Origin of the sequence: uncultured Oscillibacter sp., assembly GCF_910579365.1 — a bacterium.
GTDB lineage: Bacteria > Bacillota > Clostridia > Oscillospirales > Oscillospiraceae > Oscillibacter.
Genome location: NZ_CAJTUX010000026.1, coordinates 1 through 19,653, shown reverse-complemented (window position 1 = coordinate 19,653; position 19,653 = coordinate 1). Strand labels below are relative to the sequence as shown.

16 protein-coding genes and 2 riboswitches are annotated in these 19,653 nt (G+C 63.3%); of the genes, 8 read left to right on the top strand and 8 right to left on the bottom strand.

The window, feature by feature from the left end:
• Nucleotides 1–6: 6 nt before the first annotated feature.
• Nucleotides 7–105, bottom strand: a riboswitch (cyclic di-GMP riboswitch).
• A 90-nt stretch (nucleotides 106–195) separates the two neighbouring features.
• A riboswitch (cyclic di-GMP riboswitch) is annotated at nucleotides 196–286 on the bottom strand.
• A gap of 411 nt (nucleotides 287–697) precedes the next feature.
• Nucleotides 698–1,537 carry a tyrosine-type recombinase/integrase gene (locus QZ329_RS08070; RefSeq protein WP_295750845.1) on the bottom strand — a complete coding sequence of 280 codons (840 nt, stop codon included), beginning with the start codon at nucleotides 1,535–1,537 and terminating at the stop codon, nucleotides 698–700.
• A gap of 186 nt (nucleotides 1,538–1,723) precedes the next feature.
• Between QZ329_RS08070 and QZ329_RS08065 the strand changes: the two genes are divergently transcribed.
• Genes QZ329_RS08065 through QZ329_RS08035 form a run of 7 tightly spaced genes read left to right on the top strand, consistent with a single transcriptional unit; the run spans nucleotide 1,724 to nucleotide 6,550 of the window.
• On the top strand, nucleotides 1,724–2,710 hold the full coding sequence (locus tag QZ329_RS08065) for a transglutaminase-like domain-containing protein (protein WP_295750842.1): 987 nt from the start codon (nucleotides 1,724–1,726) through the stop codon (nucleotides 2,708–2,710).
• 36 nt (nucleotides 2,711–2,746) lie between these two features.
• Nucleotides 2,747–3,787: a type II secretion system F family protein gene (locus QZ329_RS08060; RefSeq protein WP_295750839.1), complete on the top strand. Its 1,041-nt coding sequence runs from the start codon at nucleotides 2,747–2,749 to the stop codon at nucleotides 3,785–3,787.
• A 4-nt stretch (nucleotides 3,788–3,791) separates the two neighbouring features.
• Complete coding sequence (locus tag QZ329_RS08055) at nucleotides 3,792–4,115, top strand: hypothetical protein (protein ID WP_295750837.1); 324 nt, start codon at nucleotides 3,792–3,794, stop codon at nucleotides 4,113–4,115.
• On the top strand, nucleotides 4,112–4,591 hold the full coding sequence (locus QZ329_RS08050) for a DUF4860 domain-containing protein (protein ID WP_295750834.1): 480 nt from the start codon (nucleotides 4,112–4,114) through the stop codon (nucleotides 4,589–4,591). The genes QZ329_RS08055 and QZ329_RS08050 overlap by 4 nt, the downstream gene beginning before the upstream one ends.
• Complete coding sequence (locus QZ329_RS08045; RefSeq protein WP_295750831.1) at nucleotides 4,588–5,046, top strand: hypothetical protein; 459 nt, start codon at nucleotides 4,588–4,590, stop codon at nucleotides 5,044–5,046. The genes QZ329_RS08050 and QZ329_RS08045 overlap by 4 nt, the downstream gene beginning before the upstream one ends.
• A complete protein-coding gene (locus tag QZ329_RS08040; protein ID WP_295750828.1) occupies nucleotides 5,039–5,470 on the top strand; it encodes a hypothetical protein in 432 nt (143 codons plus the stop codon). The genes QZ329_RS08045 and QZ329_RS08040 overlap by 8 nt, the downstream gene beginning before the upstream one ends.
• Before the next feature lie 24 nt (nucleotides 5,471–5,494).
• Nucleotides 5,495–6,550: a PilT/PilU family type 4a pilus ATPase gene (locus QZ329_RS08035; protein ID WP_295750825.1), complete on the top strand. Its 1,056-nt coding sequence runs from the start codon at nucleotides 5,495–5,497 to the stop codon at nucleotides 6,548–6,550.
• A 108-nt stretch (nucleotides 6,551–6,658) separates the two neighbouring features.
• Here QZ329_RS08035 and QZ329_RS08030 read toward each other — a convergent pair whose 3' ends face one another.
• Nucleotides 6,659–9,163, bottom strand: a complete 2,505-nt coding sequence (locus QZ329_RS08030; protein ID WP_295750822.1) for a M56 family metallopeptidase — start codon at nucleotides 9,161–9,163, stop codon at nucleotides 6,659–6,661.
• Nucleotides 9,156–9,542, bottom strand: coding sequence for a BlaI/MecI/CopY family transcriptional regulator (locus QZ329_RS08025; RefSeq protein WP_365351661.1), 387 nt, complete (start codon nucleotides 9,540–9,542; stop codon nucleotides 9,156–9,158). Before QZ329_RS08025 ends, QZ329_RS08030 begins: the two co-directional genes overlap by 8 nt.
• A gap of 255 nt (nucleotides 9,543–9,797) precedes the next feature.
• Here QZ329_RS08025 and QZ329_RS08020 point away from each other — a divergent pair, with 255 nt between their 5' ends.
• Nucleotides 9,798–15,029 carry an NACHT domain-containing protein gene (locus tag QZ329_RS08020; protein WP_295750819.1) on the top strand — a complete coding sequence of 1,744 codons (5,232 nt, stop codon included), beginning with the start codon at nucleotides 9,798–9,800 and terminating at the stop codon, nucleotides 15,027–15,029.
• Between the two features lie 46 nt (nucleotides 15,030–15,075).
• Here the strand turns inward: QZ329_RS08020 and QZ329_RS08015 are convergent, their stop codons facing one another.
• The 5 genes from QZ329_RS08015 to QZ329_RS07995 form a co-directional block, all read right to left on the bottom strand.
• Complete coding sequence (locus tag QZ329_RS08015) at nucleotides 15,076–16,017, bottom strand: AEC family transporter (RefSeq protein ID WP_295750816.1); 942 nt, start codon at nucleotides 16,015–16,017, stop codon at nucleotides 15,076–15,078.
• Nucleotides 16,018–16,052: 35 nt separating this feature from the next.
• Nucleotides 16,053–16,400, bottom strand: a complete 348-nt coding sequence (locus tag QZ329_RS08010) for a 2-dehydro-3-deoxyphosphogluconate aldolase (protein ID WP_295750857.1) — start codon at nucleotides 16,398–16,400, stop codon at nucleotides 16,053–16,055.
• Nucleotides 16,401–16,492: 92 nt separating this feature from the next.
• Nucleotides 16,493–16,963: a 2-dehydro-3-deoxyphosphogluconate aldolase gene (locus QZ329_RS08005; RefSeq protein WP_295750813.1), complete on the bottom strand. Its 471-nt coding sequence runs from the start codon at nucleotides 16,961–16,963 to the stop codon at nucleotides 16,493–16,495.
• Nucleotides 16,964–17,034: 71 nt separating this feature from the next.
• The gene (locus tag QZ329_RS08000) at nucleotides 17,035–19,032 is read right to left on the bottom strand and encodes a TRAP transporter fused permease subunit (RefSeq protein ID WP_295750810.1); all 1,998 of its coding nucleotides are present in this window, start codon (nucleotides 19,030–19,032) and stop codon (nucleotides 17,035–17,037) included.
• A gap of 87 nt (nucleotides 19,033–19,119) precedes the next feature.
• Nucleotides 19,120–19,653, bottom strand: a 534-nt coding sequence (locus QZ329_RS07995) for a TAXI family TRAP transporter solute-binding subunit (RefSeq protein WP_295750807.1), incomplete at its 5' end; no start/stop codon positions are given.

The following is a 19,653-nucleotide window of genomic DNA, read 5'->3' as shown; positions in this document are numbered from 1 at the left end:
AAAGTATCCGGCGGCCGGGCTGGCGTCGCGCCCTCCCGAAGGGAGGGGCACATTAGCCCCCAAGCTTTGCGTCCTGCCGTTTCCGACAGTTTGCTGTGCAACCCGGCGAACATAGCGTGAAAGTCCCGCGCGCAGGCACGGCTGTTCACCCCGTAGTCCCGTAGCTTTGCGTCCCGCTGTTTCCAACGGTTTGCCGATTGCGACCCGGCGGACATAGCGCGTCTTTCCGCGCCGTAGTCCCGTAGTTTTGCGTCCCACCGTTTCCGGTGGTTTGCCCAAAGCGTCACCACTTCCGGCGCTCCGACCCGTTCCGTGCCTCCTGCCGCCCCTGACGCAAGGACGGCCGGAGTTGCTTCACAGCGGAGCCATCGGCCCAGGCATCCCCCCTCTTTCCACATATTATTAGTACAGGGGCAGCACGCCCCTGCACGCCGGCCACCCTGTTTCCGGGGACAGAATATGGGTTCCGGGACCCAAGAAGGAAGCCCCGGTCCCAGACCGCTTTTGAAAGCGGTTTCCGCGGCTGGAAAGGGCATGGAGAACCAGAGCCTCAGGCATGAAACCAAAGGCCACAATATTTTTTATGCAGATGTGAAGAATAGAGGCAAATATCACTTGAAGTTTTTGGAATAAGTGTGCTATAATCAAAGTGCCAGTCAAACTGTCTGCTGGACCGGGAACAGAACCCATATTCTGTCTAGCAGATCAGCCGCAGACGTTCCAGGCAGCGGATGTGCTCCTGCCCGGAGGTCAGGAGGTACGTCCGGGTGGTATCGATGGAGCTGTGCCCCAGCAGGTCCGCCAGCTTCACGATGTCCCGGCAGACCCGATAGAAGGTGGCGGCAAACAGATGACGCAGGTTGTGGGGGAAAACCTTGGCTTTTTCCACCCCGGCCCGGCTGCAAAGACTCTTCATCTCCCGCCAGATCTGCCTTCTGGATACGCTCTTTCCGCCCTCGGTGAGGAAAATCTCACCGGAGGCGGTTTTTTGCTTTCTGGCGAACTTCAAAAGTTTCCGGCGCAGCTTTCCCGGCAGCAGGATGGTGCGGACCTTACCCTTCAGCCGCACCACGGCCCGGCCCTGCTCCGCCGCCTCCACGGTGAGGAAGCGCACCTCCGACACGCGGATGCCGGTGGAGCAGATGGCCTCCATCAAAAGAGCCAGCCGCTCCCGCCCCGTCTCCCGGGCGGTCTCCAGAAGCCGGAGGTACTCCATCCGGGTCAGCTCCCGCTCCCGGAACGTCCTTCGCTGGAGGCGGAGGAACTTCACCCGGCAATCCTCCCGCCCCAGGAAGCGGAGCAGTCCGCTCAGGGCAGAGAGCCTGCCGTTCACCGTCGCCGGAGACAGACCCGCCGACAGCAGCCGCTCCTTCCACTCCAGAAGGTTCTCCTTTGTTACCGGCCTGCCGTCCAGAAAGGCGGCCAGCTCCCGGACGGCCCGAAGGTACTTTGTCACCGTCGCCGGGGCCCGTTCCTCCCGGCGGAGATGCTTTTCATAGGCCGAGATACGGCCCGGCGTCAGCTGACAGTGTTTCATAATACAGCCTCCCTTTCCAAATTCCGCCCCCATTGTAAGCCCTTCCGGGAAAAAGTCAAAAGGCCGGGGAGGACTGCGTTAAAAAATTGTGCTTGCAATTGCAGTCAATTTTCGTATAATATAAGATTTGACAGTCTGGACCCTTTGATCCGTTCATCCGTACAGAGCAAGAAAGGAGCTTCCCCCATGCGAACCATCAAACGTCTCTTCCCGCTGCTGCTGTCCCTGCTTCTGCTGGTGGGCTGCGGCGCCAAGGCTTATGGCCCGGAGGAAGATTTTTACGAGGATTTTTACATAGACCGGCTGGTGCTGGAGGGCGTGGACCTGGAGAACGAAGCCGTGGCCCTGGCCAGCTCCCCCGCCGCCACGGACACCCTTCTGCTGCCCGTGGCCTCCGGCACGGCGGTGCAGAAGAGCTCCCGCGCCGTCATCGACTACTCCAACACCAAGGACGGCTATGTGATGGTGCAGTTCACCGGCTCCACCTCCAAGCGCCTGCGGGTGCAGGTCAAGGGACCCACCACCACGTATACATACGACCTGGCCCAGAAGGTTTGGACCACCTTCCCCCTGTCCGATGGAAACGGAAGCTATAAAGTCACCGTCTTCGAGAACATCAAGGATACCAAATACGCCCAGGAGACCAGCGTCTCCTTTTCCGTCACCCTGGCGGACGAGTTCGCCCCCTTCCTCCGGCCCAACCAGTACGTGGACTACGCCCCCGCCGTCAATACGGTCAAGAAGGCCGCCGAGCTCACCAAAGGCGTCACGGACCCCCTGGAGCAGGTCAAGGCCATCTACGAATTCGTCGTCAACAACCTGACCTATGACAAGCAGCGTGCCGCCACGGTAACCACCGGATATCTCCCGGTGCTGGACAGCGTGCTGGCGGAGAAAAAGGGCATCTGCTTTGACTACGCCTCCCTGATGACCGGCATGCTCCGGAGCCTGGGCGTCCCCTGCAAGCTGGTGGTGGGCTACGCCGGAAAGCAGTACCACGCCTGGATCAACGTCTGGACGGAGGAGTCCGGCTGGATCGACGCCGTCATCTACTTTGACGGTTCCGCCTGGCAGCGGATGGACCCCACCTTCGCCTCCTCCGGCAAGCAGAGCGCCAGCATCATGAAGTACATTGGAGACGGCAAAAACTACACCGTCAAATACCTCTACTGAGCCCCGGCCCGGTATGAAAACGAAAGGGAGACATTCATGAAAACACTTTTTTCCAACGAAGAGATCTCCTCCCTCAGCCTGGAGCTGTCCCTGCTGTTCCACGCCGGCGTGGGCACGGGAGACGCGCTGGCCCTGCTGGCGGAGGAAAGCGCCCCGGACTGCCGGGCCGCTCTGGAGGCCATGGCCCGTCAGGTGGACGAGGGCGCGCCCCTCTCCGCCGCCATGAGGGACAGCGGCCGCTTCCCCGCCTATGTCCACGGACTTGTGGCTGTGGGTGAGGAGACCGGCCGGGTAGAGGAATCTCTGACCGCCTTGTCCCGGTATTACGAGGACCGGGTCCGTCTGGCCCGGCGGGTCCGCAGCGCCCTTTTGTATCCGGCGGTGATGCTGGCGCTGATGCTGGTGGTGATCGGCATCCTGCTGGTGCAGGTGCTGCCCATCTTCAACGATGTGTACGCCTCTCTGGGCGGGCGGCTCACCGGCGTGGCCGGAGGGCTTTTGACCCTGGGCCGCTGGCTGGACAGCGCCATGCCGGTGATCTGGGTGCTGCTGGTCCTGCTGGCCGTGGGCGTTGGCCTCTTCGCCGGGGTGGAGTCCTTCCGGGCCAAGGTCTCGGCCCTGTGGCGGCGCAAAAGCGGCGACCGGGGCGTCGCCCGGAAGCTGAACACCGCCCGGGTGGCCCAGGCTATGGCTATGGGCATGGCCAGCGGCCTGCCCCTGGAGGAGACCCTGACCCTGGCCGCCGGACTGATGGACGAAACCCCGGCGGCAAAGCAGCGCTGCCTGGACTGCCGCTCCCGTCTGGAGAGCGGCGCGGGTCTGGGCGCCGCCGTCCAGGAGAGCGGGCTTCTGCCCGCCAGCCAGTGCCGCCTGCTGGAGCTCGGCCAGCGCGGCGGCGCGGCGGACGCCTCCATGGCGAAAATCTCCCGGGACCTGACGGAGGACAGCGAGGCCGCCCTGGAGGACCTGGTGAGCCGGGTGGAGCCCGCCCTGGTGCTGGCGTGCTCCGTCCTGGTGGGACTGATTCTGCTGTCCGTGATGCTGCCGCTGACGCACATCATGGCGGCCATCGGGTGAGCCTATGAGACGGAAGAGAAGCGGATGGGCGGCCCTTCTTCGGGGACTGCTGCTGCCGGCGGGAGCGGCGGCGGCGCTGCTGTTGTTCGCCGTGGCGCTGAACAGCCTGGACAGCGGGCGGGACGCCGAAGACCTCCGCCGCCTGGAGGAAACTCTGCGGCAGGGCTGCGTGGCCTGTTACGCCGCCGAGGGGGCCTATCCCTCCGATCTGGATTATCTGCGGGAGCGTTACGGCGTGCAGGTGGACGAGACGCGCTATACCGTCTATTACTCCGTCTTCGCGGAGAACCTGATGCCGGACATCACCGTGCTGGAGAATGAGCCATGAAGAGACGAACCATCCAACATCATATGGACGGGCTGGCGGCGCTGCTGCTGTTCGGCGTGTTCGCCGTCTGTGTGCTGCTGGTGCTGATTACCGGAGCCAGCGCTTACCGCCGTCTGACGGAGCGGGATCAGTCCTCCTATGAGCGCCGCACCGCCGTGCAGTACATCGCCACACGCGTCCGCCAGGCGGACTGTCTGGACAGCGTCTTCGTGGAGCCCTTCGGCGATGTGGACGCCCTGGTGCTGGCGGACGGGGACTATCTCACCCGGGTTTACTGGTATGACGGCTGGCTGATGGAACTCTACTGCGCCGCCGGCGCGGACATGGAGCCCCGGGACGGGGAGAAAATTCTGGAGGCCGGCGGACTGGAGCTGTCCCAGGAGGACGGATTGCTGGAGGCCGTGCTCACAAATTCGGACGGCGGCCGGGACGTCCTGCGCCTGTCCCTGCGGAGCGGAGAGGAGGCGGCATCATGAGGAGCAAAGCGCCTCTGGTGCTGATGGAGCAGATGATCATGCTGCTGGTGTTCGCCCTGGCGGCGGCGCTGTGCTTGCAGGCCTTTGTGAAATCGGACGGCATCTCCCGCCGGAACGAGGCTCGGGACCGGGCCGTGACCCTGGCCCAGACCGTGGCGGAGACGATCCGCCACTGCGGCGGGGAGGGAAACGACCCCCTCCGTCAGGCGGCGGAGGAGCTGGGGTACGCCTACTACCCAAATTCGCTGAATCAGGACTTTGACGAAAATTGGAATCCCATTGCCACGCCTGCGGAGACCCTGGACGGCCTGGCCTACAGCCTGACCGCCACCCTGGTGGACAGCGGCGTGAACGGCCTGGGCAAGGCCCATGTCATCGTGTTTGAGGCCGGGGACGGAGAAACGCGGTTTGAGCTCGACGTGACCTGGCAGAAGGAGGTGAGCGCCCATGGGTGAGCGGAAACGGGAGAGCTTTTCTCCCCCCGCCGTAGGCGGCGTGTCGCTGCTGGTGGTCTTCGCCGTGCTATGCCTGACGGTGTTCGCTCTGCTGAGCCTGGCCACCGTTCAGGCGGACGCCCGTCTGGCGGACGCCTCCGTCCAGGCCGTGTCGGATTACTACGCCGCCGACTGCGCGGCGCAGGCGGTTCTGGCTCAGCTGCGCCGCGGCGAGGCGCCGCCGGAGGTGGAGAGCCACGGCTACGACTCCTGGCACAGAGGCGTCCGTTACACCTATGCCTGCTCCCTCTCGGACCGGCAGGAGCTAGAGGTGGAGGTCGTGCTGGACGGGGAAGATTACACCGTCCTTCGCTGGCAGGTGGTTGCCGTGGGCGAGTGGGTATTTGACGACAGCCTGAACGTCTGGGACGGCACGCTGTTCTGACATTTTGACAAGGAGGTCCCTGACGTGGACTTGTTGGATTATTTAAAGCGGGCAGTGGAGGAGCAGGCTTCCGACCTGTTCATTGTGGCCGGCGGTCCGGTGTGCATGAAGCTGGACAAGCGCATGGTGCCCATCAGCGAAGGGCGGGTACTGCCGGACGAGACGGAGCGCCTGATTATGGACCTCTACGTCCAGGCGAAGCGGGAGCCCGCGCGCTACCTCAGCCGGGGAGACGACGATTTCTCCTTCTCCGTGGGGGGGCTGGCCCGTTTCCGGGTGAACACTTACCGCCAGAGAGGTTCTCTGGCGGCGGTGGTGCGGGTGGTGGCCTTCGACATTCCCAGCTGGGAGGAGCTGTCCATCCCCAAGCAGGTCATAGACCTGGCGGAGGAGACCCACGGCATGGTCCTGGTTACCGGCACGGCGGGCAGCGGCAAATCCACTACCCAAGCCTGCATCATCGACCAGATCAACCACACCCGGGAGGCCCATATCATCACCTTGGAGGACCCCATCGAATACCTCCACCGGGATGTGAAGAGCATCGTCAGCCAGCGGGAAATTGCCATTGATACGGAGGATTACCTCTCCGCCCTGCGGGCCTGCCTGCGTCAGGCCCCGGACGTGATTCTCCTGGGCGAGATGCGGGATCAGGAGACCATTCACACCGCCATGACGGCGGCGGAGACCGGACATCTGCTGATTGCCACCCTGCACACCAAAGGAGCGGTGAACACCATTGACCGGATTGTGGACACCTTCCCCAGCTCCCAGCAGGAGCAGGTCCGCACCCAGCTGAGCATGGTGCTTCAGGTGGTGGTTTCCCAGCAGCTGCTGCCCAGCGCGAACGGCAGTCTGGTGCCGGCCTTTGAGGTTATGCGCATGAACAACGCCATCCGCAGCCTCATCCGGGACGGCAAGACCCACCAGATCGACAATGCCATCGCCTCCGGAGGAGACGGCATGTTCACCATGGACCAGTCCATTCTCTCCCTGTACAAGGCGGGGAAAATCACGGCGCAGACCGCTCTGGAGTACACGGATAACCCGGACCAGATGCGCCGCCGGATCGGCGGATAATTGCAGCCTGCGAACAGCCCGCCGGAGCTCTTTGGAACCCAATACATAAGCCCCCATTGCGCATGCAGAGCGCAATGGGGGCTTGCTTGTTTGTAGGGACCTGAGCCCTCAGTCCCCATCGGCCTTCATAATTGTCACATAGCCCGTCACATTCGTCAGCTGGCCGCGCCCCGCCTGCACAAACAGGCAGTACTCCCCGGCCTTCAGCGGTTCCTTCCAGACCATGGGGCCGGATTGAACCTCCAGCTCTCCATCCTCCCGCCTTGTCTCCACCGTCATGTAGGTGGTATCCGGCCGCTTCTGCCCCGGCTCGCTAAAGCCGACTCGCAGCTCCTCCCCCGTCTCCGCCGAGACATGGTAGAGCAGCTGGTCTCCCTTGTCCAGACGGAAAGTGCCCAGCCAGACAAATTCGCCGTCGCCCATCCGGTCGATCTCCACAGGGACGGTGCGCCGCCCGTCCTCTTCGAGATCGTCCCAGCCGTCCTCCTCATCTGATTCGCCCAGCAGCTCCGCCACCTCCGCCGGAGTCAGATTTTCCACGCGCTGGATTCGGTCGTCCTCATCCCGGATCACCTTGACGCTGACGCTCCCCGCCGGGTTCATGTCCAGGCAGTGAATGCTGCGGAAAACACCGCTTTGGTCCAGGAAAATGTACACCATACTGCCCTGGTAATAATACGCGCCGCCCTCTCTGGTAACGCCGTGGGCCGCGTACTCCGCCAGCCGCTGTTTTTCCAGCTCCGCTTTTGTCCGCTCCCACTCCCAATCCCGGTCCAGTTTCTGGTAGAGCATGGATTGAAAGCTCCAGCGCTCATCCTCCAAAGCCCGGTCCAGCCAGGACTCCAGCGCCTCCTCGTCCATGCGGTCCGCCAGAACGGAGAAGAAGGAAATCCGTCCGTCCTGGTAAACCCTCTCGGCGAAGTCCTCCAGCAGCCCGCCGTCCGCCTCCCGTACGGCAGCGGAGAAAAACGCGGTGCTGTCTCCGGCATACAGCCTCTCCAGCCAGGTCCGCTGGTCCGCCCTGTCCATACGGGAGAACACCGCGCCAAACAGCGGGAGGCTTCCGGACCTGTAAAACCGCTCCGCCTGGGCGGCGGGAGAGCGGCTGTCCGGCGTACCCGGCGCAAAGCGGAGGGTCCTTTCCTCCATCTCCGGGGTCAGCACCAGCGCCTGCACCTCCCCGCCGCTGAAGGACAGGCCGTAAATATACTCCCCCTCCTTCAAACCGCATGTGCCGATTCGGTTTCCCTCATAATCCAGAATCTCCCCCTGGAAGGAATAGACCGCCGTGGTGATATCCTCGCCCCGCCAGATCAAATGAGCGCCTGTTATCTCCCGCTCAATGGCCTGGGTCTTGGTGTCGAAGATGCAGTACAGACTGTTCTGCGGTCCGCAGTGCCCCTCGACGACGATGTGCCGTCCCACCGGCGTGCAGGCTGTGATGGAAGTCACCAAGGCGCTCCGCAGGGCCAGGTCGTAGGCCGCCTGGCCGTATCGGAACACAGTTCCGTCAACGGTCCAGGTCTCCGCGTCCCTGGTTTCCCGGCCCTTTTGCCGTTCGCTCAACGTATGGAAATCCGCAGCCTCCGCAGGCTTAGAATAGGCTCCCGCCGCCGCCGCGCCCACGGTCAGCGCCGCCGCCAGCACGGCGGACAGCACCGCCGCCCATGGGGAACGCCTCTTCACATTCATAATCGCACCCAACCTTTCTTTCAACAATTCCGCGCTCTCATGGAGCGTGACGGACACGGCGGAATCCCGATACGTCCCGCCGGTTTCCAAGGCCCGAAGCAGCGTGTCTCCATAGGCCCGGCGGCCATCCGCGTCCAGCGTCCGGATCACCGCCTCGTCACAGGAGAGCTCACAGGCCCGGCTGATTTCCCGGCTCATCCGCCACACCAGGGGGTTGAACCAGTGGAGGCAGACCGTCAGCTGCACCAGCCATTTGTAAAGCACATCTCCCCGCCTGTAGTGGGTCAGCTCGTGCCGTATGATGAAATCGAAATCCGCCTCCGGCAGGTCCGCGGTGGGCAGCACGATGCAGGGGCGGAAAAACCCCAGAAGCAGAGGCGAGGAGATCAGCTCATGGGTGTACAGCTCCACAGGCCGCCTCACCCCCGCCTGCTCTCCAATCCGGGCCAGACGGTCCAGCAGTTCCACGTCGGAGACCTCTCTGCGTCCCGCCCGGATATAGGCGGCAAAGCTCTGATAGACCGTAATCTTCCGAAGCAGCAGAAACAGCGCCGCTCCCGGCCAGACCAGCCAGAGGACCCGGCCCACCGCCGCCGCATCCCAGGCGGAGAGAGGCGCCGCACCCTCCCCAGGACCCTCCGCGTCCCCTTTCGGCTCCGGCGTCATAACCGGATACTCCTCCCAGACGGCAGCCGTCCCGATCTCTACAGCCGGCCGCTCCGTCTGGCGGAACAGCGCGCCCACCGGGCTCGCCTCCGGCGTAAGCGGCAGAAGCAGCCGGGCAACGGCCACCAGCCAGATGTAATACTGCCAGCGCCTGCTCACCCGGTCCTTGAGAAGGGGCTTCCCCAGCATGAGGAGGAGAATCACCAGCGACCCGGAGAGCGACAGGGAGAGCACGGTTTTCAACAGCTCATTCATCCCTGCGCCGCTCCTCCTCCCAGAACCGGCGCAGCTCCTCATAGTCCTCCGCCGACAAAAGCTCCTTTTGAATCAGCGTCGAAACCAGCCCCTTGGCACTGCCCTCATAGAGCTTGTTGAGGAGGGTCTGCGTCTGCGCCGCCTGGTAGTCCGCCTCTGAGATCACGGCCGCGTACTCGTTGCGGCGGCCAATCTTGCGGACTTGAAGAAGTCCCTTCTCCGTCAGCCGGGACAAAAGGGTAATCACCGTATTCTTCTGCCACCCGTTTCCCGCGGCGGCAAGCCGCTCCATCATAGTGGCGTACAGCGCCCTGCCCCCTTCCGACCAAATGATTTTCATCAGCTCCAGCTCCGAATCCGACACCTGTGGTATCCGCACAATGGCCGCCTCCTTATCATAACGCTTTGTAGTCCAACATTAAGATAACACTCTGTAGGCCATTTGTCAAGCCCCGCTCCGCAAAATGCTCTACAGGCGCCTCTTTCCCGCTCCGCACGGCGAGAGGCTCTGGGCGCTCTTTCAGAAAAATTCATATACAAGCGCCGGGAACTGTGGTACTATGAAGGCAATGGTCCCCGGCCTTGGGCGTCCTGGAAACCGGCCGCACTCCGGATCAGGATAGGAGAGAGCGCAATGGCTGACACGTCATACCTGCTCTTCGGGCAGGAATACACCGAATCCCAGGGCCGGATGATGGCCCGTGTGTTTGAAGAGCTGCTGAACCGGCGGCCGGACCTGGTGCCGGAGGCTCTGCGGCAGTTTCCCTGTCTGGCCGCAATTGACTATACCCAAAACTCGGAAGCTCTGCGCAAGGCCCGCCCGGCGTTTTTGAACAAGCGGACCTTCCAGGCGGGGGGGCGGCGTCTGTGCATCGGCACCTCCTACAACCTCTCTCAAAAGCGGGCGTTCATCTCCCGCCTCTTCCAGCTGTGCGGCGAGGACGAGGGGCAGTTTGTCCCGCTGGAGGGACCCTCGGACCCGGAAAATACGCCGCAGCCCCCTGCCGGGGAACGCCGCCCGCCCCAGGAGCCCTTGATGTACCGGCTCTTTGACCAGGTCTATCAATCCAACCAGACGGCGATGATGTACCGGGCCTTCTATGAAATTCTGGGAAGAAAGCCGGAGCTCATCGACTGGGCCGTGGAACATCTGAAATGCGTCAAGGACCTGACCGGCCCGCGCTCCGGGGAACCGGTCAGGCCCACCTCCTATTTTCAGACCCAGCGCTTCCTGGAAGTGAACGACCGGACCCTTTGTCTCGGCACAGCCTGCAACCTGAAGGCCAAACAGCGGCTGATCGACCGGCTCCTGTGCCAGGCGGGCTTTTCCGAGGATGTGTTCCAGATTTACGATTCCGTTCCCTCCCTCCATCTGCGGAGCTGGCAGAAAGAGGCGGCGGAGGCCGCCTATGCCGGTCTCTTCGCCTCCCTCCGCTCCAGCGGTCCGGCGGGCATCCTCTCCATCCCCGCCGGAGCGGGCAAAACCATCATCATGGCGGAGCTCCTCCGCCGGGTACTACAGGAGCGGCAGGGATGGTCCGTTCTCGTGCTCTCCAGCACCTCCGCCGTTGTCCAATATTATACGGAGCGGTTCCGCCAGCTGCTGGGCGGCGCTTACCCGGTCTATCCGGCCTCCTCCAAGCGGGAGCTGGCGGACATGGCCGGTACGCCGGGCGTCACGATTGTCTCCACCATTCACAAGCTTCTGGATTCCAGCGAGATCGAATCCCCCGCCTCGTACAGGCCCGTCCGTCCCTATTCCACCTCCAGCCGCCTGTTGGTCATCGCGGAGGAGGCCTCCTCCTACTTCTACGGCCAAATGTATCTTGACATGCGGCACCGCTTTCCAAACGCGGCGTTCCTGGGGATCACCAGTGTGCCGTCGCCCTCGCTGGTTCAGCTCTTCGGCCCGGTGCTGTACACATACTCCTACCGGCAGGCCTATCAGGACGGCCTGTACCGGGCGGTCCGCTATGAGGAACGCCTTCACTGGGAAGGCGCCGGGGAGTTCCTTCTCCCGGCGGACGCCGGCTTCTCGCTTCTGCGGCGCGCCCCCGAGGCGGCGAAGCTCTCGGAATGGATCGCGGAACAGGAGGGGACGGGGCGCCGCTGCGCTCTGCTGCTGTGCGAGAACGTATCCGCCGTAGCCCTGTACTATCAAGCCCTGTTTCCCCTTCTGGGCCCCGGACGGCTGCGGACCTGGACGCCCTCCCAGCCCTCCCGCCGGCCCAGTCAGCCCATCCGGTCCTATCTTCCGCCGGAGAAGAGCCGGTGGGACGGGCGCTACTTCTCCGGCCTGGTCATTGCCTGCTCCGTCCCCTTCGTAACCCCGCCCTTCGACGCGGTCTATCTGAACCGGAAAATCAGTCAGTTGGACCTGGTACGATGCCTCTCCTCCCTGGGCCAAACCCGGGCGGGCCAGAGCGAGGAGGGACTGCTGGTGGACCTGCGGAACGGATGGGCGCGGATTCGCCAGCTGATGCCGGAGGACTTCCCCCTCTTCCGGATTCACTCGTCCCAAATGCTCCTTGGCGTTTTCAGGGACCGGCTGACCCGCGCGCTGGCCCGGCGGCAGTACCACAGGGTGGACCAAATTCTTCAGGAGATGCGCACCCTCCTCCCGGAGGAGGAGCCGCGCCTGTCGGACCAGCTGGCGTTTCTGTTCCCGCCCTCCCTGAGCCCAGAGGAACAGGAGCGCCGCTGGCAGCAGCACCAGGACCTCCTCTCCTGGCAAAGCGGCCTTTGGCTGCTGCTGTCCCAGGACTCCACCTTCCCGTGGGAGCCGCCGGAGCCGGAAGAGCCGCCGGCTCCGGACGAGGCGGAAGAAGCTCCGCCCCCTCCTCCCGCGCCCCTCAGCGGAACCCCCCAGGAACGGGGCGAGCAGCTGGAGCTGGCGGCAAGGGAACTGATCGCGGGGCTGTTCGCCCAGGGCGGCGGCTATGAGCTGGTCAGCCTCCGCAAGCAGACCGCCGGAACCCAGTTCGGCTTCGACGTCATCTTCACCTATCTGGATTCCGGCGGCGTAAACGTCACCTGCGCCGTGGAGTGCAAAAACTATCAGTCCGTCATCGGAACCGGAGCGGTTACGGAAAAGCTCAGCGAGCTCCAGAGTTTGGACCGGGAGATCGAGCACTGGATTCTCATTTCCCCCAACGGCATCGTGAACAACTCCCTGCCCCACCTCAGAGAGCGCTGGATGCGCACCGGCCAGTGGTATCCCATTCTGGACATTCAGTTCTGGACCCCCGACGAATGCGTAAGCGAACTGTTCCGCCTGTTTCCCAGGCTCTACGCCCAATTCTACCAGTCCGCCCCCGGCGGCGGGGAATGGAGCGCGGAGGAGCGGCAGGCGGTCTTCGAGAAGTGGAGGAAGAAGCTGGCGCCGGTTCCCCGCCTCCCCCAGGTCTGGAAGGAATACCTCCGCACCCCCTCGCTGCTTCTCACGCAGTACGAGGCGGACCCGGACACCATCGACCGCTATCAGGCCCTCTACCAGCGCCACGCGCCCATTCGCCTGCTGGACCAGCAGGAACAGCCCATCGAGGGAGAGGCGGAGGACTACATTCTCCGCTGGCTTCAGCGCCCCGACACAACCCCCGTCCTTCTCCTGGGGGATTTTGGCGACGGCAAGAGCTTTTTTACTTATGTTCTCGCCCGGAAGCTGGCGGACGCCTTCTGGCGCTCCCCCAGGGCTGGATGGATTCCCCTGCGCCTGTCCCTGCGGGATCTGGGGGACAGTCCCCTGGGCTTCCGGGATTTTCTGGTCCGGCGGCTCCAGGAATTTCGCGGCGACGTCTCCTCCTGGAACGACGTAAACCGGGAATACCGCTTCCTCATCATGCTGGACGGCCTGGACGAGATGTCCCTGGACATGAGCGACGCCGCCGTGCTGAACAATCTGGCCGCCCTGGAGCGGCTGATGGAGCAGTTCCAGGGGAACAAGCTGCTGGTCACCTCCCGAAAGATGGCCGTCTACTCGGACCAGGTGCGGGAGCGAATCTTATACTCCCTGAATCATCCGGAGATTCTGCACCTGGCCCCCGTGGCCCCCAAAGACCGGATCGCATTCCTGGAGCAGCTGGCCGACACGCCGGAGCGCCGGGCCCGGCTTCTGAAAATACGGAGCACCTATGATCTGATGGAGCTGGCGGCAAAGCCGCTGTTCCTGGACATGATGCGGGTTCAGCTGGATGGGGACGACATCCAGGCCATGGACGCCTCCGGCATCTACCAGAGTTATGCCGAGGCGGCGCTCAGCCGCAATTTCAGCTTCCATCTGCGGCAGAACGGAGACTGCACCCATCCCACTACGGTCCGGAAGAACATCCTTTTCCTGCTGGAGGAGCTGGCCCTCTGCCTCCAGCAGTCCGGGACCGACAGCATCGGCCTGGACGTATTCAAGGCTCAGCTTCCGACGCCCCAGCTGGCGGAACTGCTGTGGGAGAACGACCGCCTCCCCGAGGCCGACGCCGCCGGGGACGCGGAGAACCGCCTGACGAACCGCTCGCTGCTGAAATACGACTGCAAGCGCCCGGAAAACCGGACCTTCTGCCACCGCTCCATGCGGGAGTACTTTCTGGGCAGGGGCATCGCCCGGCGGCTGAGGGAGTCCGGGGACGGGGGAAGGCCCCTGTTGTCCTCCCGGGGCCTGGGCTATGAGGTATTGAAATTTGCCGGCGAAGAACTCCGGCACGCCGCCGGACGCCCCCTCGTCCGGCAGAGGCTGACGGACTTTGCTCACGCGTCCAGGGGGAACTGGGACAGCCCCTGGCGGGAGTCCCTGGCCCTTCTGGGGACCAACAGCGTTAACCTGCTTCACACCGGCGGCTTCGGCCTGCCCGGGGAGGATTGGAGCGGGCTGCTGCTGGATTACGCGGCGCTCTCCGGCGCGAGCCTCTCCGGCAAGAATTTCTCCGACAGCTCCATGCGCTACGCGCATCTGGACAACGCGGACCTCTCCGGCTGCGACCTGCGGAACTGCGACTTCACCGGCGTTCAGTTTGAAAAGAGCGGGCAGCTGCTCTCCTTCGCCGTGGACGGCGGAGCGGGGACGCTGCTGGCCTGCTACCGGGACGGGAAGCTCCGCCGCTGGCAGACGGGCGGCGGCGAGCACCAGACCGTCGCCCAGCTGGAGCAGGGAAAGCCCTTCCGCCTGCTTCTGGCCCCCGGCGGAAGAGAGGGCGCCGGCAGTCCGGAGCGCTTCCTCTTCTGGCAGAGGCAGGCGGCGGAGCTCCATACCGTCGGGTATGCCGCTCTGCGCCCTGGTCTCACGCTGCTGGACGCCATGGGGAACGCCGCGCTGATCCGGCGGGGCGGGGAGCTGTGCCTGCTGGATACCGCGGAGGGAACTCTCTTATGGCGCTGGGAGTTCTCCGGCGGTTTCCTGGCCCGCCTTCTTGCCGAGCGGATCGCCGTCTGCTGGTCGGAGGATGCCGGACTGGAGCTGACGGATTTAAGCGGAGGCACTCCCGCTGTCTTCTCCGCTTCGCTGGACAAGCGCCCCACGGCCCTGGCCGTTCAGCGCCGTTCCCCCGGCGAGGCGCTGATCGCCCTCGGGTTTGAGCATGGGGAACTCCGGCTCCTCCGCGCCGCTTGGAGTCCGGAGCAGAACCTTGGGACCTTCACGTGCACCGCCAGCGCCCCCGGCTCCGGGAAACCGGTGCTGGAAACCGCCTTTGACAGCGGGGAGCATCTTTACGCCGCCTTCTCCTCGGGGGCCATCACCCGCTATCGCCTCAACGAGTTCCAAGACCTGGAGGAGAAGCAGAGCTATCAGCTGGAGCTGAAATGCACCGGAGCCCGTATCGAGGGAGTTCGCCCCCAGGAGCAGTACGAGCTTTTGCGCTGGGCCGCTGGACGGCCCTGAGACGCCATGGAAAAAGCCCGGAGAGCCAAGGCTCTCCGGGCTGCTCTCACAAAAATCCCAGACTTCGGAAGAGAAAGGTATAGCAGAACATGGTGAACACCGAAAGCACCGTGGTAACGCACACCAGCTGCCCCGCAAGGGGGCCGTCCGCCCCCATGGCGACGGCCATGGGATAGGAGGCCACGGCCGTGGGCGCGGCAAAAAGGACCATCAGCCCGCACAGCCCCGCCCCCCGAAAGCCCAGCGCCACGGAGAGAGGCAGGAACACCAGTGGTACCAGCGCCATCCGCAGCAGCGTCCCCACCACCAGAGGGCGGCGGTTGGAACGGACCTCCCCCAAGTCCAGGCTGACGCCCAGGGAGATAAAGCTGATGGTGGTGGTGACGCCGGCGATGTCCTCAACGATGGACCACAGCAGCTCCGGCATGCGGAAGGGCAGCGCCAGCAGGCCCAGGGCCGTCAGCGTGGCCAGGACCATGGGGTTTTTCAGGATGGCCAGCGCGAGCTGTTGGGGACTTGCCCGTCCGGAGCGGTTCACCTCCAGAATGACGACGCTGAGGGCGTTGGTCATGGGCACCACGAAGGCCCCCAGCAAAGCCACCGGGCCGATGTTCCCCTCGCCGTACAAGGACTCCGCCACGGCGATGCCGAAGAGAATATAGTTCGTCCGCATCATCGCCTGCCCGATGGAGGCGGCCTTGTTCCGGTCCCTCTCCAGTTTGGCGGGCAGCAGCAGGGCCACCGGGAACATGGCCAGCAGCGCCAGAGCGGCAAAGAGGACTTCCTCCGGCTCAAAGCTTTGGGCGAGGTCCGTCTCATAGATATTTTTGAACAGCAGCACCGGCATGAACAGCCGGAAGGTCAGCTTGTCCACGCTTCGCATGGCGGTCCGGTCAATCACGCCCGCCGCCCGGACGCCCGCTCCCAGGGCCATCAGCAACGCCATGGGCAGGACGACCCGCAACGCCGCCAGAAAACTCTCCAGCATGTTACCGCTCCTTCTCCGCCGGGCGGATTCTCAGGTTATTTCTGTAGGATGTGGATGGCAAAGCCGCCATATTCGCCCTCCAAGTATATGTTTTTCAGCTTGCCGTCCTCGGTGTAGGCGGCGGTGTCCATACGGAAGGAAAAGCCCTTTCCCTTCAGTTCTTCCACTGCGGCGCTCAGGTCCGGCGTGGCCATGGCCACATGCCCGTGGGTTCCCAGGAAGGGGGCCTTCATGCACTCAAAATAGCTTCCGGCAAACTCGGACTTCTGCCCGTGGCGGGGCGTCAGGTTGAACATCAGGCTCAGGAGCTTCGCCAGCTTGTCCGCCTCCTCGGGATTGGGGGTATTGACGCCGATGTGTACCAGCTCAAAGATATTCTCCATCATCAAACTCTCCTTTTGGGGGACAGTGCCCGCCACCGTCCGGGGCGGGCGCTCTCCATGTTATCATACCCGTTTTCTTGAAAAAACGCAAGTCATCTGGACTGGGCGGCGGTGGGATTGTAGAGGCCCACGGTCTCCCGCTTGGTTCCCAGGACGTCCGCCTCCGTGAAGCGGACGTACTTGATGGCCTTCCGGGTAAAGGCGGCGTAGGTCAGGTGAATGCGGCCGCCGTCGGTGCTCTTTTGGAGGCGGACCTGGGAGGTGAACTGCATGTTGTCCTTCCCCGCCTCGTCGGAAGCGGCGGTGTCCATATTGAAGGAGAAGCCCTTCTCCTTCAGCTCCTCCACGGCGGACTCCAGGTCCGGCGTGGCCATGGCCACATGGCCGTTAGCGCCCAGAAAAGGCGCCTTCATACACTCGAAATAAGAGCCGGCGAACTCGGACTTCTGTCCGTGACGGGGCGTGAGATGAAATGTCAGGCTGAGAGGCTGCGCCAGCTTTTCGGCCTCCTCGGGGTTGGGGGTGTTGATGCCTGCGTGCACCAGCTCGAACGTGTTATTCATGGATGGTCCTTCTACAGGGTTGTGGGAAAAGCGCCCGCCACCGAAGGATGGCGGGCGTCTTTCGAAAAACGTCAGACGGCCGCGGCATTTTGACGTCGGGAGAAGATCAGGCACCAGGCCACCAGGACGACGCCCATGACAATGCCGATCAGGTCGAACATGCTGCCGGGCATGATGAACATCAGCGCGGCGGCAAAGAACAAAACCCGCTCCGCCGCAGAGAGATTCTTGCCCATATACCCCGCTACGCCGGCGGCCAGGAAGAAGGTGGCGCAGGCGGTCATGGCGCAGGAGATCAAAATCTCCGTCACTGTGCCGATGAGCAGAATGGACGGACGGTAGACGAACATGAAGGGAGCAATAAAAGCCGTGATGGCGAAGAAGAACGCCTTCCAGCCCGTCTTCCAGGCGCTGGCATTGGCGATGCCCGCCGCGGTAAAGGAGGCCAGGCACACCGGCGGCGTGATCTGGGCCACAACGCCGAAGTAGAAGATGAACATATTCGCCACCAGCGCCTCGATGCCCAGGCCCTGGATAGCGGAGCAGAACAGGGTGTTGGCAATCAGGTACGCCGCCACGGTGGGCAGGGCCATGCCCAGCATCAGGCAGCCGACGGCGGCCACAACCAGAGCCAGCAGCAGGCTGTTGTTTCCGGAGGTGCCGATGAGCTTGGCCACCTTTACGGCCACGCCGGAGCGGACCACAATGCCGATCATGATGCCGCAGGCCGCAGTGGGGATGGCCACGTTGGCGGCTTGGCGGACGCCCTCGATCAGAGTTTCCATCAATTGCTTGGCGCTCATACGGGTGTCCTTGGAGAGCATACACAGGATAATGGACAGCGCGGTGCAGTAGATGGCAGCTCTGGGCATGGACATACCCGCGAAGATCATGATGACCAGCAGAATAATGGGTACCAGGCGATAGACGCGGGGCAGAATGGGAGAACCCTGGTATTTCAGCGCTTCATTGGTAGTGGACATCTGCTTTTTCTTGGCCAGCAGATGGACCAGAATGAACACCGCGCCGAAATAGGCCACGGCGGGCAGTATGGCGGCGGTGGCGATGTCCATGTAGGGAATGCCGATCATCTCCGCCATGATAAAGGCGCCCGCGCCCATGATGGGAGGCATGATCTGTCCGCCGGTGGAGGCCACGGACTCCACGGCGCCGGCCTCCTCGGGGGTGTAGCCGGCCTTTTTCATCAGGGGAATGGTCAAAACGCCGGTGGTGGACACGTTGGCCACGGCGGAGCCGGAGATCATGCCAAGCAAACCGGAGGAGAGGACCGCCGCCTTGGCGGGGCCTCCGGCGGTTTTGTCGCTGAGTTTCATGCCCGCGTCAATCAGCACGCCGCCTCCGCCGCAGTTGGAGAAGAAGGCGCCGAACACCATGAAGTAGAACAGCGTACCCACGGAGGCGGACAGAGGAGAACCAAAAATGCCGTTCTGGCTCAGCATGAGGGTTTCGCAGAACTGGGCGAAGTTCATGCCCGCGAAGCGGAAGATGCCGCTGATGTACTGGCCGAAAAAGGCATAGGCCATAAAGAAGAGAATGACGACAAACAGCGCCAGGGAAACCACCCGCCGGACCGCCTCCATCAGCACGAACAGCAGTAGCACGGCCACGGTGATGTCCAGCGTGGTCATGGGGTCCACGTTATAAACCCGCAGATTCAGCGCGTTGGCATGGGAGAGGAAGTACCAGCAGATGAACAGGGTGGCTCCGATTAAAAAGCCGTCGTAAATCCACCAGAGCTGGCGGGCCTTGCTCTCCTTGTTTTTGCATTTTTCCGCCATGGGGTTAAAGAGGAAGACGATGATCAGGGCATAGCACAGGTGCAGCGGAATCTGCGCCCAGGGCTGAAGCGGCGTCCCCAGCTTGATGTACAGCTGGAAAACGGTCATGGTGATGGCCAGAACAGCCAGGGTCCAATAGCGCCACCTGGGCATGGTTTTCAGCATGCGCGCGATTTTCGAGTCCTCATCGGACTCGCTGGCCAGGGCCTTTGCCTTCGCGTCCAGGTCGCTTTTGCCCCCGGCGTCGGTCTGCTTTTTAAAAATACTCATGAATCCTCCTGTCTAAGAGGGCGGGCGCCTGAGCGGCGCCCGCCCTTTCTTTGCGGCAGAGTTTTTTCGAGAAAAATGGAGCCGGACTTACTGGATATAGCCCATCTCACGGTAGTAGCGCTCCGCGCCGGGATGCAGGGGGTTGCCGCCCAGCTTCTCGGAGTCCATGCAGGTGGCCACATCCCAGGGAGACAGGGAGTTATAGGTTCCCACCAGTGCGTCGCGGTTCTCGCACAGGGTCTTGGTGACTTGATAGATCACGTCCTCGCTGGCAGTGTCGGCGGCAAAGATGGAGTCGGGAGAGCCGGGGAGAACGATCTCGTTGGTCTGGCCCTTGAAGGAGTCGGCGGGGACGGTGATGCGCTGGAAGCCCTTCTCGGAGACGAACCAGTCGATCAGCTCGTCGCCCCACTGGAGGAAGGTCACGTCGCAGGTGGTGGCAATTTCCGCCATGGTGGAGGAGCTGGAGGAGGTGTGGTCAATGTAGAAGTCGATCTTGCCGTCCTGAAGAGCCGCCTGGTTCTCGGAGCCGGACTGGTTGGTGATGGAACCGCCCCAGCTCTCCAGGTCCTCCTGGGTCACGCCGAAGTACTCAAGGAGAAGGTACGCGCCCTGGGCGTC

Bases quoted from the DNA above. Each gene is read 5' to 3' on its own strand.
- QZ329_RS08000 (WP_295750810.1), bottom strand. From the start codon at position 19,032: ATGAGTATTTTTAAAAAGCAGACCGACGCCGGGGGCAAAAGCGACCTG.
- QZ329_RS08005 (WP_295750813.1), bottom strand. From the start codon at position 16,963: ATGAATAACACGTTCGAGCTGGTGCACGCAGGCATCAACACCCCCAAC.
- QZ329_RS08060 (WP_295750839.1), top strand. From the start codon at position 2,747: ATGAAAACACTTTTTTCCAACGAAGAGATCTCCTCCCTCAGCCTGGAG.
- QZ329_RS08050 (WP_295750834.1), top strand. From the start codon at position 4,112: ATGAAGAGACGAACCATCCAACATCATATGGACGGGCTGGCGGCGCTG.
- QZ329_RS08065 (WP_295750842.1), top strand. From the start codon at position 1,724: ATGCGAACCATCAAACGTCTCTTCCCGCTGCTGCTGTCCCTGCTTCTG.
- QZ329_RS08015 (WP_295750816.1), bottom strand. From the start codon at position 16,017: ATGCTGGAGAGTTTTCTGGCGGCGTTGCGGGTCGTCCTGCCCATGGCG.
- QZ329_RS08010 (WP_295750857.1), bottom strand. From the start codon at position 16,400: ATGGAGAATATCTTTGAGCTGGTACACATCGGCGTCAATACCCCCAAT.
- QZ329_RS08055 (WP_295750837.1), top strand. From the start codon at position 3,792: ATGAGACGGAAGAGAAGCGGATGGGCGGCCCTTCTTCGGGGACTGCTG.
- QZ329_RS08040 (WP_295750828.1), top strand. From the start codon at position 5,039: ATGGGTGAGCGGAAACGGGAGAGCTTTTCTCCCCCCGCCGTAGGCGGC.
- QZ329_RS08070 (WP_295750845.1), bottom strand. From the start codon at position 1,537: ATGAAACACTGTCAGCTGACGCCGGGCCGTATCTCGGCCTATGAAAAG.
- QZ329_RS08030 (WP_295750822.1), bottom strand. From the start codon at position 9,163: ATGAATGAGCTGTTGAAAACCGTGCTCTCCCTGTCGCTCTCCGGGTCG.
- QZ329_RS08045 (WP_295750831.1), top strand. From the start codon at position 4,588: ATGAGGAGCAAAGCGCCTCTGGTGCTGATGGAGCAGATGATCATGCTG.
- QZ329_RS08020 (WP_295750819.1), top strand. From the start codon at position 9,798: ATGGCTGACACGTCATACCTGCTCTTCGGGCAGGAATACACCGAATCC.